The sequence below is a fragment of the Geminicoccus harenae genome, assembly GCF_019800005.1.
Classification (GTDB): Bacteria; Pseudomonadota; Alphaproteobacteria; order Geminicoccales; family Geminicoccaceae; genus Geminicoccus; species Geminicoccus harenae.
On record NZ_JABGCL010000007.1, the window covers coordinates 53212 to 66930 of the forward strand.

General features: G+C 70.9%; 15 protein-coding genes and 1 tRNA gene. 12 read left to right on the top strand and 4 right to left on the bottom strand.

What is annotated here, in order from left to right:
• The first annotated feature begins 54 nt into the window (after positions 1-54).
• The 8 genes from HLA95_RS08010 to HLA95_RS08045 all read left to right on the top strand — a co-directional run bounded on the left by HLA95_RS08010 (position 55) and on the right by HLA95_RS08045 (position 5651).
• Positions 55-975 carry an alpha/beta hydrolase gene (locus tag HLA95_RS08010; protein ID WP_191061722.1) on the top strand — a complete coding sequence of 307 codons (921 nt, stop codon included), beginning with the start codon at positions 55-57 and terminating at the stop codon, positions 973-975.
• An 18-nt stretch (positions 976-993) separates the two neighbouring features.
• Positions 994-1069, top strand: a tRNA-Thr gene (locus tag HLA95_RS08015).
• Positions 1070-1291: 222 nt separating this feature from the next.
• Positions 1292-2536 carry a M23 family metallopeptidase gene (locus tag HLA95_RS08020; protein ID WP_222182947.1) on the top strand — a complete coding sequence of 415 codons (1245 nt, stop codon included), beginning with the start codon at positions 1292-1294 and terminating at the stop codon, positions 2534-2536.
• Positions 2517-3002, top strand: a complete 486-nt coding sequence (locus tag HLA95_RS08025) for a bactofilin family protein (RefSeq protein WP_191062185.1) — start codon at positions 2517-2519, stop codon at positions 3000-3002. The genes HLA95_RS08020 and HLA95_RS08025 overlap by 20 nt, the downstream gene beginning before the upstream one ends.
• A gap of 20 nt (positions 3003-3022) precedes the next feature.
• On the top strand, positions 3023-3979 hold the full coding sequence (locus tag HLA95_RS08030; RefSeq protein ID WP_222182948.1) for a YeeE/YedE thiosulfate transporter family protein: 957 nt from the start codon (positions 3023-3025) through the stop codon (positions 3977-3979).
• 96 nt (positions 3980-4075) lie between these two features.
• Positions 4076-4408 carry an ArsR/SmtB family transcription factor gene (locus HLA95_RS08035; protein WP_222182949.1) on the top strand — a complete coding sequence of 111 codons (333 nt, stop codon included), beginning with the start codon at positions 4076-4078 and terminating at the stop codon, positions 4406-4408.
• On the top strand, positions 4405-5154 hold the full coding sequence (locus HLA95_RS08040; RefSeq protein WP_322100112.1) for a TIGR02186 family protein: 750 nt from the start codon (positions 4405-4407) through the stop codon (positions 5152-5154). The genes HLA95_RS08035 and HLA95_RS08040 overlap by 4 nt, the downstream gene beginning before the upstream one ends.
• A gap of 5 nt (positions 5155-5159) precedes the next feature.
• Complete coding sequence (locus tag HLA95_RS08045; protein ID WP_191062549.1) at positions 5160-5651, top strand: universal stress protein; 492 nt, start codon at positions 5160-5162, stop codon at positions 5649-5651.
• Here the strand turns inward: HLA95_RS08045 and HLA95_RS08050 are convergent.
• Entirely contained in the window at positions 5648-6274 is a 627-nt protein-coding gene (locus HLA95_RS08050) for a class I SAM-dependent methyltransferase (protein ID WP_222182950.1), read from the bottom strand. The two genes, HLA95_RS08045 and HLA95_RS08050, sit on opposite strands and share 4 nt — an antisense overlap.
• Before the next feature lie 217 nt (positions 6275-6491).
• On the opposite strand from HLA95_RS08050, the gene HLA95_RS08055 reads away from it, so the two are divergent.
• A complete protein-coding gene (locus tag HLA95_RS08055; RefSeq protein WP_191061948.1) occupies positions 6492-7517 on the top strand; it encodes a TerC family protein in 1026 nt (341 codons plus the stop codon).
• Positions 7518-7619: 102 nt separating this feature from the next.
• Positions 7620-8846: an MFS transporter gene (locus HLA95_RS08060; protein ID WP_222182952.1), complete on the top strand. Its 1227-nt coding sequence runs from the start codon at positions 7620-7622 to the stop codon at positions 8844-8846.
• A gap of 24 nt (positions 8847-8870) precedes the next feature.
• Here HLA95_RS08060 and ndk read toward each other — a convergent pair whose 3' ends face one another.
• The 3 genes from ndk to HLA95_RS08075 all read right to left on the bottom strand — a co-directional run bounded on the left by ndk (position 8871) and on the right by HLA95_RS08075 (position 11327).
• Complete coding sequence (ndk, locus tag HLA95_RS08065) at positions 8871-9293, bottom strand: nucleoside-diphosphate kinase (protein WP_191060896.1); 423 nt, start codon at positions 9291-9293, stop codon at positions 8871-8873.
• Positions 9294-9375: 82 nt separating this feature from the next.
• The gene (locus HLA95_RS08070) at positions 9376-9834 is read right to left on the bottom strand and encodes a DNA polymerase III subunit chi (protein WP_191060898.1); all 459 of its coding nucleotides are present in this window, start codon (positions 9832-9834) and stop codon (positions 9376-9378) included.
• Positions 9831-11327: a leucyl aminopeptidase gene (locus tag HLA95_RS08075; protein WP_191060895.1), complete on the bottom strand. Its 1497-nt coding sequence runs from the start codon at positions 11325-11327 to the stop codon at positions 9831-9833. The genes HLA95_RS08070 and HLA95_RS08075 overlap by 4 nt, the downstream gene beginning before the upstream one ends.
• Before the next feature lie 99 nt (positions 11328-11426).
• On the opposite strand from HLA95_RS08075, the gene lptF reads away from it, so the two are divergent.
• Both lptF and lptG read left to right on the top strand, forming a co-directional pair.
• Positions 11427-12578 carry an LPS export ABC transporter permease LptF gene (gene lptF / locus HLA95_RS08080; protein ID WP_191060894.1) on the top strand — a complete coding sequence of 384 codons (1152 nt, stop codon included), beginning with the start codon at positions 11427-11429 and terminating at the stop codon, positions 12576-12578.
• Entirely contained in the window at positions 12565-13719 is a 1155-nt protein-coding gene (gene lptG / locus HLA95_RS08085; RefSeq protein ID WP_222182955.1) for an LPS export ABC transporter permease LptG, read from the top strand. The genes lptF and lptG overlap by 14 nt, the downstream gene beginning before the upstream one ends.

The following is a 13719-nucleotide window of genomic DNA, read 5'->3' on the forward strand; positions in this document are numbered from 1 at the left end:
ACAGATCCTGCCGCGTGATCTAGTGTCGGGTACACACTGGCCGGGGGCAGGCTCATGGCGGACGGGATCGACGGGGTTCGGGCACTGCTGAGCGCGAAGGCGCGGCCGGTCGGCTGGACCGAGCGCCGTGCCCGGCTCGACGAGGTGGCATCCGTCGACCCGCCGGCACCGGACCTGGCGTTCACGCCCGCCCAGATCGGCGCGCTTCCCGCGGAATGGTCGCTAGCGCCGGGCAGCGATCCGGCCCGGGTGCTCCTGTACTTCCATGGCGGCGGTTACTGCTCGGGCTCGATCCGGAGCCACCGCGGCATGGTCGGCGCCACCGGCCGCGCCGCAGGCGTGCGAACGCTGGCCATCGGCTACCGGCTGGCCCCGGAGCACCCCTTCCCTGCCGCGCTCGACGATGCGCTGGCCGCCTACCGGTTCCTGCTCGCCGAAGGCTACCCGCCTGCCCGGATCGCACTCGGCGGCGACAGTGCCGGCGGCAACCTCGTGCTGGCCTGCATGCTGCGCCTGCGCAGCGAAGGCCTGCCGCTGCCCGCCTGCGGCTGGCTGGTATCGCCCTGGGTCGACCTGCGCATGACCGGCGAAAGCCTGGCCGGCAAGGCCGCGGTCGACCCGCTCATCCAGCGCGACTACCTCCAGGACCTGGCCCAGGCCTTCCTGGCCGGGCACGATCCAGACGATCCGCTGGTCTCGCCGCTCCGTGCCGATCTGGTCGGGCTGCCGCCGATGCTGGTCCAGGTCGGCTCGGCCGAGACCCTCCTGGACGACGCGGTGCGGATCACCCGCGCGCTCGGCGCCGCCGATGTCGAGGTGCGGCTGGAGATCTGGCCGCACATGATCCACGCCTGGCATCTCTGGGCAGCACGGCTGGCCGAGGGGCGGGCCGCGATCGCCGCTGCCGGCGGCTTCATCGCCGGCCGGCTGCATACCGACCCTGCCGAGACGCTTACCGAAACCGGCGGAGGCTGATAGAACTCCGCCGCGTGGGCCGGCGTAGCTCAGCTGGTAGAGCATCCGCCTTGTAAGCGGGAGGTCACGGGTTCGATCCCTGTCGCCGGCACCACTTCCCGTCCCGCCCCTGCTCCCGTCCTGCCCATGTGCCGGACCGGCTCCGATCTCACGAGCCCAGTGCCGCTGCTGTGAATTCCGCGGAAATCGCAGGGGTTGTCGTCGGTTTCTTTCTCACCCATCTTCGTCCCCGGCCGCCCGGGAGCCCCGGCAGCCAAAGGAAAACTGCAGATGTCATGCCGCCTGGGGCGGCTGGCCAGTTGAATGGAGCGGCGCGATGCGTCCACAGGATGCGCCCGTTGCCGACCGCCGACCCGTCCGCCGCGACCGCCCGGCGCGGTGGCTCGTTGCCGGGTTGCTGGCAGGCGCGGCGGTGGCGCTGACCGGTGCCGGCTGGTGGGGCTGGCAGCTCAAGACCGATCTGGCCCTGCGCGAGGCGACGATCGAGCAGCTCGCACGCCGCAACGAGGCGCTGCTAGATGCCCAGGCCCAGGCACAGAAGCTGGAAGCCCAAGTCGAGGCCCTGAGCCGTGCGTCGGATGACCAGCAGCGCACCATCGGCCTGCTGGCGGACCTGCAGGACGGCCGGCTCGACATGCCCGCCAACCTGCCGACCAAGATGGCGGATGCGGACGCGCGGCGCATGCAGGTCGCAGCCGCGCTGGAGCGCCTGTCGGCCAGGCATGGCTTCGCCCCGGCGGACGGGCACGCCGTTTCGGACCGGCTGACCGATGCGCTGGACCGGGCGCTGGCCGACCAGGCGGCCGCCGAGGTGACGGTACGCGCACTCGCCGCCAAGAGCGCCGCGCTGGCCAGCGAGCTGGACCAGAAGGACGCCGAGCTGGCCGCGACCAAGGAACAGTTCCAGACTTGGGTGAAGCAGCACTACGGCATGCTGCGCGGCGTGCTCAGGACGTCCGGCATGCGGGTCGATCCGCTCGTGGAGCAGGCGGAGGCGAAGCTCAGCGGCGAAGGCGGCCCCTACGTGCCGCTCTCCCTGACCGACCCGCGGGCCGGGCGCAGCACGCTGGTGCCGCTGCCGCCCGAGCTTGGCGAGGATGCCCGCGCCGTCGACCTCCTGAGCGGCATCCTCACTGCACTGCCGCTGGGCATGCCGGTGGCGGACGCGGAGACCCGCAGCGGCTTCGGCGTGCGCACGGACCCGTTCACCCGGCGCAAGGCGATGCATACCGGCCTGGACTTCACTCCGGGCTCCGACGGGCTGGCGGTCGCCAGCGGGCCGGGCCATGTGTCGTATGCCGGGCGGGCCGGCGCCTATGGCAATCTGGTCGAGATCGACCACGGCTTCGGCGTGACGACGCGCTATGCACATCTGGCCGGGATCGCGGTAAAGGTCGGCCAGCAGGTGACGCAGGGTACCGCCGTGGGCCGGATCGGCTCGACAGGCCGCAGCACCGGGCGGCATCTGCATTATGAGATCCGGGTCGACGGAGTGGCCGTCGATCCCGCCGACTTCCTGGAGGCGCGCGTGCGCTTGGCTCATGTTCTTTCGCAGGAATAGGCGCGCGAAGGAGGCTGCTGCCGCCGCCCGGGAAAGCACCGCCACCGGCACGGCCCTGATCCCGACGACCCCGCGCGGCGGCGTGCCCGCTTTGACCGGCAGCGGCCGGGGTGCGCCCACCATCCTGGGCTCCGACCTGATGATCACGGGCGACGTGACCGCCGATGGCCACCTCCTGATCGACGGCCGGATCCAGGGCGGGGTCGAGGCGCGCATGGTGACGCTCGGCCGCGACGGCGAGATCAACGGCCGGATCGAGGCCGACGAGGTCGTGCTGCACGGCCTGGTCCGCGGCAGCGTGCACGCCCGCCGGGTCCATCTGATCCGCGGCTGCCGGGTGTTCGCCGACATCCATCACGACGTGCTGCAGATCGATGAGGGTGCCTATCTGGAGGGTGCGATCCGGCGCCTGTCCGGCAGCGACGTCCTGACCGACCCGCTGGCAGCGCGCGAGCACGACGCCTGACCATCCCTGCCCTGCTTGCAATGATCTCGCCGTTCCTGATCGGCCTGCTGTTCGGCGTCGTCGCAGCACGCTCCCATTTCTGCACCATGGGCGCGCTGTCGGACTTCTTCCTGTTCGGCAGCACCAGGCGGCTGCGCAGCATCGCTTCGGCGCTCGCCGTGGCACTGGCCGGCACTGCGCTGCTGGCCTTCCTCGGCTGGCCGGTATTCGGGTCCGGTCAGAGCGAGCTGCCCTGGCTGGCGGCGTTGCTGGGGCCGCTTGCCTTCGGTGTCGGCATGACCCTGGCCGGCGGCTGCATCACCCGCAACCTGGTGCGCGCGGGCCTGGGCAGCGCCAAGGCGGGCCTCACCCTGCTCGTGGCGGGCCTGGTCGCCCTGGCCGTGACCGGCGGCATCCTCGCCGCCCCGGCCGACTGGCTGCGCCGGCCGGCGACGGTACTGTCCCTGCCGCCCGGCCTGCTGGCGGCCGCAGCGGCCCTGGCGGCACTGGCACTCGCCGCCTGGGTGCTGATGCCGGCGCGGGAGCGCGGCCGGGCCCGCCAGGACATCATCGCCGGCGCTCTGCTGGGCCTGACGGTCCCGCTCTGGCATCTCCTGGTGACGGCCGGCCCCCTGCCGCCGATGCCGTCCTTCATCCTGCCCCTCGGCGAACTGCTCGCCCGCTGGTCGTCGGGCCCCGGTGCCCATGCCGGGGCCATGCTCGTGCTCGGCACGCTGGCCGGGGCCGCCCTGCTGGGCCTGGTGCGGCGCAGCCACCGCTTCGAGGGGTTCGCGGATGCGGGCGACCTCCAGCGCCATCTCCTGGGTGGCCTGCTCATGGGCCTGGGGGGCGGGCTCGCCGGGGTTTGCAGCTTCGGCCTCGCCGTCTCCGGATCAGCCGCGTTGCTACCGGCCGCAATTCTCGGCACTGTCGCCCTGGCGGTCGGATGCCGGCAGACCCTGCGCGTCCTGGAAGGTCGTTCGTTCTTCAGCCGGTGACCCGGCCTGCGCGCAGCCATCTCGGGAATGGGGCCGCCCAGCGCCGAAACAGCGCCGGCGCCTGAGCCTGCTGGCCGGAACCGGGGGAGGTGAACGATGCACACGGTGCTGCTGGCCGGGCGGGCGGAGCATGCCAGCCGACTGCTCAGGGCCATGGCCAACGAGCACCGGCTGACCATCCTGTGCCGCATCGCCGCCAGGGAGCGCTCGGTGGGCGAGCTGGCCCGCCAGACCGGGCTCAGCCAGTCGGCGATCTCCCAGCACCTGGCCCGGCTGCGCCGGGAGAACGTGGTCCGCGCCCGCCGTGATGCCCAGACCGTCTGGTATTCCCTGGCCTCCAGCGAGGCCCGGGAGCTGATCGTGACATTGGGCCGGCTCTATGCTGGTGCCGGGCCGGACGAGCCGCCGGGCGGCCGGAGCGTCGAGTGAGCCGGGCTGCCCGCGCCGGCCTGGTGGTCGTGCTGGTCCTGCTGGCCGGTGGCCTCGCGGCCCGCGCAGCCGGGCTGGTCGCCGATCTGTCGCATCACCTGATCGCCATCACCACCGCGTTCACCGGCAGCGACGTGCTCCTGTTCGGGGCACTCGAGGAGACCGGCGGCGACGTCGTGGTGGTGGTGACCGGCCCGCGTACCAACCGGACGGTCCGGCAGCGCGAGCGCATGGCCGGGGTCTGGCTGCCGGGCGACGAGATGACGTTCACCGGCGTGCCGAGCTTCTATGCGGTGGCGGCGACCCGGCCGATCGAGAGCTTCACCACCCCGCCCTTGCGCGCGCGCCATGAGATGGGGGTGGAGGCACTGCGCCTGAGCCCGGTGGCCGCCTTCGACCCGCACCGGATCGCGCGCTTCCGCGAGGCGCTGATCGTCCTGCAGCAACGCAACGCCCTCTATCCCATCGCCACGGGCGAGGTGTCGATGCTGGGCGACCGGCTGTTCCGCACCACCCTGGCCTTCCCCGCCAACGTCGCGTCGGGCCCCTACCAGGTCCAGGTGCTGCGCGTGGTCGCCAACCAGGTCGTGGAGGCGCAGGCCAGCATCCTCACCGTTTCTAAGGTGGGGCTGGAGGCGGACCTCACCGACTTCGCGCAGCGCCACGGCCTATGGTACGGGCTTGCCACGCTCGTGCTGGCGATCACCGCGGGCTGGCTCGCCAATATCGCGTTCCGAAGGAGTTGAGCCCCATGGCCGACGAAGCCGACGCGCCCGACCCCCTGCTGGAGCGGGTCTTCCTGGTGGTGGCCGACGAGACCGAGGAAATGAGCAACGCCCTGCGCTTTGCCGGGCGCCGCGCCCAGCACTCGGGCGGCCGGGTGGCACTCCTGGCCGTGGTCGAGCCCAGCGACCTCGGCAACTGGCTGGGCGTGGGCCAGGTCATCGAGGACGACCAGCGCCGCGATGCCGAGACCCTACTGCACCGGATGGCCGAGGAGGCCTACCGGATGACCGGCAAGATGCCGATCCTCCATCTGCGCGAGGGCGACCGGCGCGAGGAGGTGGTCAAGCTGCTCCAGGAGGACCGGACCATCTCGCTGCTGGTGCTGGGCACCGCCAAGGGCAGCTCGCCCGGCCCGATCGTCACCTATCTGATGTCGCACCTGGGCAGCAGCATCCGCATCCCCGTCACCCTGGTGCCGGGCGACCTCACGCCCGAGGAGATCGACCAGGTCACCTAGAGCCGCGCGAGGCCCAGCTGGTGCCAGCCGAGCACCGCCGGGCCCGGCAGGAGGCGGCCGGCCACCTGCCGCTCGATCCGAAAGCCTGCGGCCTCGATCAGCTGCTCGTGCGGGCGGTCCAGGCGGCAGCCGCCGGCCACGCGCCGCCATGCCGGGGTGAGCCGGCGCTGCCAGCGGGCGGTGGCAGGATCCGGGCACAACCCATGTTCACAGTAGCAGAGCAGGCCGCCCGGCCGCAGCACCCGGCGCAGCTCGGCCAGCGCCCGCTCCGGGTCGTCCACCGAGCACAAGGTCCAGGTCGAGACGGCGACGTCCACCGACTGGTCGGCGATCGGCAGGTTCTCGGCGCGGCCCTGGCGCAGATGGACCGGGAACGCCATCCAGGCGGCGCGCCGGTGCGCCCGGCGCAGCAGCGGCATGGACGGGTCGACCCCGATCACGCTTTCCAGCGACCGCGGATAATAGCCGAGGTTCAGGCCGGAGCCGATCCCGATCTCCAGCACCCGGCCGAACGCGGGGGCCGTGGCCTTGGCGCGCAGCCGGCCGAACATGCTGCGGGCCATCACCCGGTCGAGCACCGGCGGCAGGATCGAATGGTCCCAGAAATGCAGGCTGGATGCCAAGCGTTCCTCCGGGGAATCTGCAGGTCTCAAGCCAGACACGACAGCAATGCGGGCGTCCAGTGCCAGATGCGCGCGCCCCCTTGAACATCCGCCGGCTGTGCCCAATGTCAGCCGCGTTGGGTCCGGGCCCCTCTGGCAGCCGTCCTTGCGGCTGTGATGTCGGACTGCCTTTGCTGGCAGGCCGTCATCCGGTCTGTCGCAAGAGACGGACACAGATATGGATCTCGCACTCCTCGTCGCCACGCCCGTCATGGGCAAGCCAGCCTGGATGTGGCTGTTCTTCCTCGGCATCGTCCTGACCATCCTCGTGCTCGATCTGGGCGTGCTGCACCGCAAGCAGCGCGAGATCGGGGTCAGGGAATCGATGCTGCTCTCCGCCGGCTACATGGGTCTGGCCGGCCTGTTCGGCCTCTACGTGCTCTGGCAGATGGGCGGCAATGCCGCCGCCGAGTTCTATACCGGCTACCTGGTCGAGTGGAGCCTCTCGCTCGACAACGTCTTCGTCATCTCCCTGATCTTCACCTATTTCCACATCCCCAGGATCTACCAGCATCGGGTGCTGTTCTGGGGGATCATCGGCGTGATCGTCATGCGCGGCACGATGATCTTCCTGGGCGCGGCCCTGGTCCGGGAATTCGACTGGGTGATGTACCTGTTCGGCGCGTTCCTCCTGCTCACCGGCGTCAAGCTGCTGGTCTCGGTGGACAGCCAGCCGGACATCGCCAACAACCCGGTGCTGAAGATCACCCGCCGGCTGTTCCGGGTCACCGACCAGCTCGACGGCAACCATTTCTTCACCAAGGCCGCCCACCCGCGCACCGGCCAGCTCGTCAGCTACGCCACGCCGCTGTTCATGGCGCTGGTGATGATCGAGTTCGTCGACCTCGTGTTCGCGGTGGATTCGGTGCCGGCGATCTTCGCCATCACCGACGACCCCTTCATCATCTACACGAGCAACATCTTCGCCGTGCTGGGCCTGCGCTCGCTCTACTTCGCGCTGGCGGCGATGATCCATCGCTTCCACTACCTGAAGTATGCGCTGGCCCTGGTGTTGATCTTCATCGGCGGCAAGATCTTCTACACCCAGATCTGGGGCAAGCTGCCGCCGGTCATTTCGCTCAGCGTCACCTTCGGCATCCTGGCCGCGGGCGTGGCCTATTCGCTCTACCGGACCAGCCGCGAGCCGGCGGTCGTCCAGGATGACGCGCCCGACGCCCTTCCGGCGGGCGGCCGGACCCAGTAGACCGGTCACCGCGACACCACCCTCCGGTCCTGCCGGTGGGTGGTGTCGCGGCAATGACCCGCCGCCGGTCCGGCGGGCACGGTAAAGTGGTGACTCAGCGACATGGCAATGGCGGCAAGCGCGCCGGCATCGTCCGATCTGAAGGTGATCGGGCTGATCGGCACGGGGCATTTCGCCTCGCACTTCTACCATCTGGTGCTGCCGCCCTTGTTCCCGCTGCTCCGGACGGAGCTCGGGGCGAGCTGGGCCGAACTCGGCCTGCTGAGTTCGGTGTTCTTCGCCGCCTCGGGCCTGTCCCAGGCGCCCGCCGGCTTCCTGGTCGACCGGTTCGGGGCGCACCGCATCCTGATCCTGGGCCTGGCCCTGCTCACCGTCTCGATCGGCCTGATGGGCCTGATGCCCGGCTGGGCGGCGCTGATCCCGCTGGCAGCGCTGGCCGGCATCGGCAACAGCGTGTTCCACCCGGCGGACTATGCGATCCTGGGCAAGCGGGTGCGGCCCGAGCGGATGGGCCGGGCCTTCTCGGTGCACACGATCGGCGGCACGCTCGGCTGGGCGGCCGCCCCGGTATTCGTCACCCTGCTGGCCACCAGCTTCGGCTGGCGGGTGGCGCTGGTCGGCGCCGCCGTGCCGGGCCTGCTGATCCTGGCGGCCCTGCTGGCATCACGCCCGGACATCGCGATCCCGACCGGCCACGAGCAGGCACGGGCGAGCGGCGCCGCCCCGCAGGGCTCGCTGCTCGGCACCCTGTTCGGCCGGGCGATCCTGGGTTGCTTCCTGTTCTTCGCACTGCAGTCGATCGCCATGATCGCCCTGCAGGGCTTCCTGCCCGCGACGCTGGTCCAGCTCCACGGCGTGCCGCTGGTGCTGGGCACCACCGCGGTGACCACGTTCATCCTGGGTAGTGCGGTCGGTACGGGCATTGGCGGCCTGCTCGCGGACCGCTCGGGCCGGCAGGACTGGCTGATGAGCGGGGGCCTCGGCATCGGTGCCGTCTGCATGCTGGCCGTGGGCTTCCTGCCACTGAACGACGCGATGCTGCTGGCCCTGGTCGCGGTGGCCGGGGCCGCGGTCGGCGCCACCACCCCGTCGCGCGACCTGATGGTGCGGGCGGCGGCCCCGGTGGGCTCGACCGGCAAGGTGTTCGGCTTCGCCTATTCCGGGCTGGACCTGGGCGCCACCTTCGCGCCGACCCTGGTGGGCCTGCTCCTGGACCGCGGCCAGCCGCAGCTCGTGATGGTCATGGCGGCGGTCGCCACCTTCCTGTCGATCCTGGTGACCTGGCTGATCACCAGTGCCAGCCAGGCGAAGCCGGCCGGCGCCGCCTGAGGGCGAAGCCGGCCGCTCCCGGTATCAGCCGACGATCTCGATGCCGGAGAAGAAGAACGCGATCTCGGTCGCCGCATTCTCGGGGCTGTCCGAGCCGTGCGCCGAGTTGGCCTCGATCGATTCGGCGAACAGCTTGCGGATGGTGCCCTCGGCGGCGTTGGCCGGGTTGGTGGCGCCCATGATCTCGCGATAGCGCGCCACCCCGTTCTCGCCTTCCAGGACCTGCACGACCACCGGGCCGCTGGTCATGAACTCGACCAGCGAGGCGAAGAAGGGCCGCTCCTTGTGCACGGCGTAGAAGCCCTCGGCCTGGGCCTTGGACAGGCGCAGCCGCTTCTGGGCGACGATGCGCAGGCCGCCCTTCTCGATGACGTCGTTGATGGCGCCGGTCAGGTTGCGCCGGGTGGCATCCGGCTTGATGATGGAGAAGGTGCGCTCGAGAGCCATGGGAAATCCCATCCGATGCGAAAGGAAACGGTGTCGGGCCGCGCCTTTAGCAGCCCGCCGGCCCGCTGACCACCACCAGGGCTCAGCCTTCCTCGCTGGCTTTTTCCCAGGCACCCCGCTCGGTCTGCCGCCAGTAGACCAGCCGGTGGCCGGCCTCCCGCCGGGCCCGCCAGCGCGCCCGCGCCGCGGCCACCTCGTCCTCGTTGCCGCCGTCGAACAGGTCCAGCACCCGCGCAAAGCTCGCGAGGTCGTCGTCCGCTGCCTGGTCGACCAGCACCAGCAGCGTCGCCCCGTTCGGGTTCTCCACCTGCTCGGTCAGCCAGATCGGCTGCAGCGGGGCGTTGCCGTCGGCACGGCACCCGTGCGGCAGCCAGGAATCAGGCCGGTAGACCCACAAATGCCGGTCCAGCGCGTCGACCCGCTCCCGCGAGCCGGCCCGCAGCACGATGCGCATACCGGCGGCATGGGCCTTTTCCAGGAGGCGCGGCAGCGCCTCCTCCAGGCTGGAGCGGGTGAGGTGATAGAAGCCGACCTCGCTCAGCGCGCCTCGCCCTCGTAGGAGCGTGCCAGCGCGTCGAGCAGGCGCACGCCGAACCCGGTCGCCCCCTTGGCCGAGAGCGGCAGGTCGCGGCTGCTCCACACCGTGCCGGCCACGTCCAGATGCGCCCAGGGCACGCCGTTCACGAACTGCTCGATGAACACCGCGCCGGCCGTGCTGCCGGCCTGGCGGGCGCGCCCGGTGTTCTTGATGTCGGCGATCTCGGACTTGATGTGCTTGGCGTAGGCCTTGCCGAGCGGCAGGCGCCAGAGCGTCTCGCCGGTCTCCTCGCCCAGCTTGGTGAGCCGGGCCGCCAGTTCCTCGTCATTGCTGAAGAGGCCGGCATGCTCATGGCCCAGCGCCACGATCACCGCCCCGGTCAGCGTCGCCAGGTCGACGATCAGCCGCGGCTTGAACCGGTCCTGGGTGTACCAGATCGCGTCCGCCAGCACGAGCCGGCCCTCGGCGTCGGTGTTGATCACCTCGATCGTGGTCCCCGACATGGCAGTCACCACGTCGCCCGGCCGCTGGGCGTTTCCATCCGGCATGTTCTCGACCAGGCCCAGCACGCCCACCACGTCGACCGGGGCCTTGCGCCTGGCCAGCACCTCCATGGCGCCCAGCACCGCACCGGCGCCGGCCATGTCGAACTTCATGTCCTCCATGCCGGCGCTGGGCTTGATCGAGATGCCGCCCGTGTCGAAGCACACGCCCTTGCCGACGAAGGCGAGCGGGCTGCCCTTGCCGCCCCCGCCGTTCCAGCGGATCACCACCAGCCGCGGTTCGCGGCGGCTGCCGCGTGCCACGCCCAGGATGGCGCCCATGCCGAGCCGGCTCATCGCCGCCTCGTCCAGCACCTCGACCTCCAGGCCCAGGTCGCGCAGCTTCAGGGCTTCCTCGGCGAAGCTCTCGGGATGGAGCACGTTGGCGGGCTCGGTCACCAGCGCCCGGGCATGGTTCACCCCGGCGATCACCGCATCCACGCCGGCCAGTGCCTGCCCGGCCTGCCGCTCGTCCCCCACCGCGACCGCCAGCCGGTCGGGCCCCCGTGCCGGCTCGTCCTCCTCGCTGCGCTTGTACTTGTCGAACCGCCAGGAGCGCAGGCGCAGCCCGGTCAAGAGGGCCATCTGCACCTGGTCGGCCGGCAGCGGCAGCTCGATCCCGTCCGGCGAGGCCAGCGTCACCAGCCCGCCCTCGACCTTGGCCAGCGCATTCCACAGGCTGCCGCCCAGATGCTCCAGCTCCAGCCGGCCGAGTTCCTCGCGGCCGATCCCTAAGAGCCAGACCCGCTCCAGCCCGGTGCCGGCCGGGAACGGCAGCTCCAGGATGGCGCCATGCTTCCAGCGCCGCCCGGCTGCCTCGATCACACGCCGGACCAGCCCGCCGGTCTGCTCGTCCAGGCTGGCCGCCGCCGCACCGATCGCGTCGCCGGTGCCGACCGGCACCACCACCCGGCCGGTGGTCGGCAGCTCGGGGCGCTCCAGGGTCACGTCCATCGCTCGAAGTCCTCGCGTCAGGCAACCGGGCCTTGGCCGGCCAAACTCAGGTGGGTGTACCATCGACCGGCGCCGAGATGGGCGTCTATGATGCCGCCCATGCCTGTCTATGCGCGCTACCTGCTGTCCCAACTGGCCATCCCCACCGCGGTGGCCGTGATCGCCGTCGCAGGTGCGGTCTGGCTGTCGCAATCGTTGCGGCTGTTCGACCTGATCGTCAACAAGGGCCTGCCGGTCACCACCTTCCTGTGGCTGACGGCCCTCCTGTTCCCCTCGCTCCTGCTGGTGGTGCTGCCGCTGGCGCTACTGGCCGCGACCATCTTCACCTATGCGCGCTTATGGAACGACAGCGAGCTGATCGCGCTCAAGGCATCCGGCCGCTCCGATTTCGAGCTGGCCAAGCCGGCGCTCTACCTGGCGCTCGGGGTGACGCTGCTCTGCTACCTGACCTCGCTCGTGCTGATGCCGGCGGGTGCCCGGGCGTTCAAGGACCTCGAGCACGAGATCCGCAACAGCTACACCTTCGTGCTGCTGCAGGAAGGCGTGTTCAACCAGCCGGCCCCCGGCATCACCGTCTATGTGGACAAGCGCCAGCCGGACGGCTCGCTGACCGGCCTGCTGGTGGACGACGCGCGGGATCCCGAGGCCCCCTCCACCATCACCTCCGAACGCGGCGTGCTGGTGACGGTGGGCGACGAGCCGCGCCTGGTCCTGGAGCGGGGCACCCGGCAGGAGCGGGAGCCGGACGGGCGGGTCTCGGCCCTTCATTTCGATGCCTACACGGTCGACCTCACCACCTTGTCGGAGGAGGACGACGCCTATCGCTGGCGCAAGCCCAAGGAGCGCTATCTCGACGAGCTGCTCTGGCCGGCCGACGACATCGACGACCAGAAGAACTACAACCGGCTGGTGTCGGCCGCCCATGACCGGCTGACCAGCCCGATGGCGCCGCTGGTCCTGGTGGCGATCGCCTTGGCGGTGCTCCTGCCGGCCGACCTCGACCGGCGCGGCCACGGCAAGCGGATCGCATTCGCGATCCTGCTGGCGACGGTCCAGCAGGTCGTCCAGCTCGCGGTGACCAGCTTCTCCATCAGCTCGCTGGCCTTCGTGCCGCTGTTCTACCTGGCGCAGATCGTCCCGCTGGTCCTGGCCTTCCTGGTGCTCACCGGCCGGCTGCGCCGACGGCGGCCACGGCGCATGGCCGCCCCGGCCGAGCTGCCCAGCCGGGAGGTAATGCGTGCGGGAGCTTGAACAGGCGGCGGCCGGCCCGCTCCTGCCGGCGCGCCGCCGCCGCTGGCGGTTCTCCTGGACATTCGCCCGCTATCTCGGCCGGGCCCTGATCTCATCGGTGCTGACGGTCACGCTGGGCCTGGTCGTGCTGGTCCTGCTGTTCGACGCGATCGAGCAGCTGCGCCGCTCCGGCACGCGGGAGGAAGGCGGCTTTGCCGAGGCGATCGAGCTGGCGCTCTGGCACGCGCCATCCACCGCCCAGCAGCTCCTGCCGTTCACCATGCTGTTCGCGGCGATGCTCACCTTCCGGCGGATGTCGCGGACCAACGAGCTGGTGGCGGCCCGGGCGGCCGGCATCTCGATCTGGCAGTTCCTGATGCCGGTCTGGCTGATCGCCGCCGTGCTGGGCACGATCAGCGTCACCGTGCTGAACCCGATCAGCACCATCCTCTATGCCCGCTACGAGGCGCAGTCCGATCTCCTGGACGATGGCGAGCTCGATCGGATGGAGGTCGCCGGCGGCGGGCTGTGGCTGCGCCAGGCCCTGGACGGCCAGCCGATCGTCTTCCACGCGCGTGGCGTGGCGGACAGCCAGACGATGAGCCTGACCGACGTGACCATCTTCCTCCTGGACCAAGCCGGCGGCTATGCCGGGCGGATCGACGCGCCCGGCGCCCGGCTGACGGACGGGTTCTGGGAGCTGCAGGACGCGGTGACCACGCGGCCGAACGGCCAGGTCGAGCGCGACGCGGTTCTGCAGGTCCCGACCAACCTGACGCTGGAGCGCATCCATGGCGGGCTGGCCCAGCCGGAGACGATCTCGTTCTGGGAGCTGCCCGGCTACATCGCCACGCTGCGCTCGATCGGCCTGCCGGTGCGCGCCCATGTGGTGCACTACCAGAACCTGCTCGCCACGCCGCTCATGTTCGCGGCGATGCTCCTGATCGGCACCGTGTTCTCCCTGCGCTTCGCCCGGCGCGGCGGCACGCTCGTGTTCGTGGCGATGGGCATCGCCTCGGGCTTCGTTTTCTTCGTGTTCGCCAATGTCGTGCTGGCGGTGGGGCTTTCGGGTCGGCTACCAGCGGAGCTGGCCGCATGGACCCCGGCGGTCGTGGCGATCCTGCTGGGTCTCGCCCTTCTGTTCCACACCGAGGACGGTTGA

Bases quoted from the DNA above. Each gene is read 5' to 3' on its own strand.
- HLA95_RS08010 (WP_191061722.1), top strand. From the start codon at position 55: ATGGCGGACGGGATCGACGGGGTTCGGGCACTGCTGAGCGCGAAGGCG.
- HLA95_RS08020 (WP_222182947.1), top strand. From the start codon at position 1,292: ATGCGTCCACAGGATGCGCCCGTTGCCGACCGCCGACCCGTCCGCCGC.
- HLA95_RS08025 (WP_191062185.1), top strand. From the start codon at position 2,517: ATGTTCTTTCGCAGGAATAGGCGCGCGAAGGAGGCTGCTGCCGCCGCC.
- HLA95_RS08030 (WP_222182948.1), top strand. From the start codon at position 3,023: ATGATCTCGCCGTTCCTGATCGGCCTGCTGTTCGGCGTCGTCGCAGCA.
- HLA95_RS08035 (WP_222182949.1), top strand. From the start codon at position 4,076: ATGCACACGGTGCTGCTGGCCGGGCGGGCGGAGCATGCCAGCCGACTG.
- HLA95_RS08045 (WP_191062549.1), top strand. From the start codon at position 5,160: ATGGCCGACGAAGCCGACGCGCCCGACCCCCTGCTGGAGCGGGTCTTC.
- HLA95_RS08055 (WP_191061948.1), top strand. From the start codon at position 6,492: ATGGATCTCGCACTCCTCGTCGCCACGCCCGTCATGGGCAAGCCAGCC.
- HLA95_RS08060 (WP_222182952.1), top strand. From the start codon at position 7,620: ATGGCAATGGCGGCAAGCGCGCCGGCATCGTCCGATCTGAAGGTGATC.
- ndk (WP_191060896.1), bottom strand. From the start codon at position 9,293: ATGGCTCTCGAGCGCACCTTCTCCATCATCAAGCCGGATGCCACCCGG.
- HLA95_RS08075 (WP_191060895.1), bottom strand. From the start codon at position 11,327: ATGGACGTGACCCTGGAGCGCCCCGAGCTGCCGACCACCGGCCGGGTG.
- lptF (WP_191060894.1), top strand. From the start codon at position 11,427: ATGCCTGTCTATGCGCGCTACCTGCTGTCCCAACTGGCCATCCCCACC.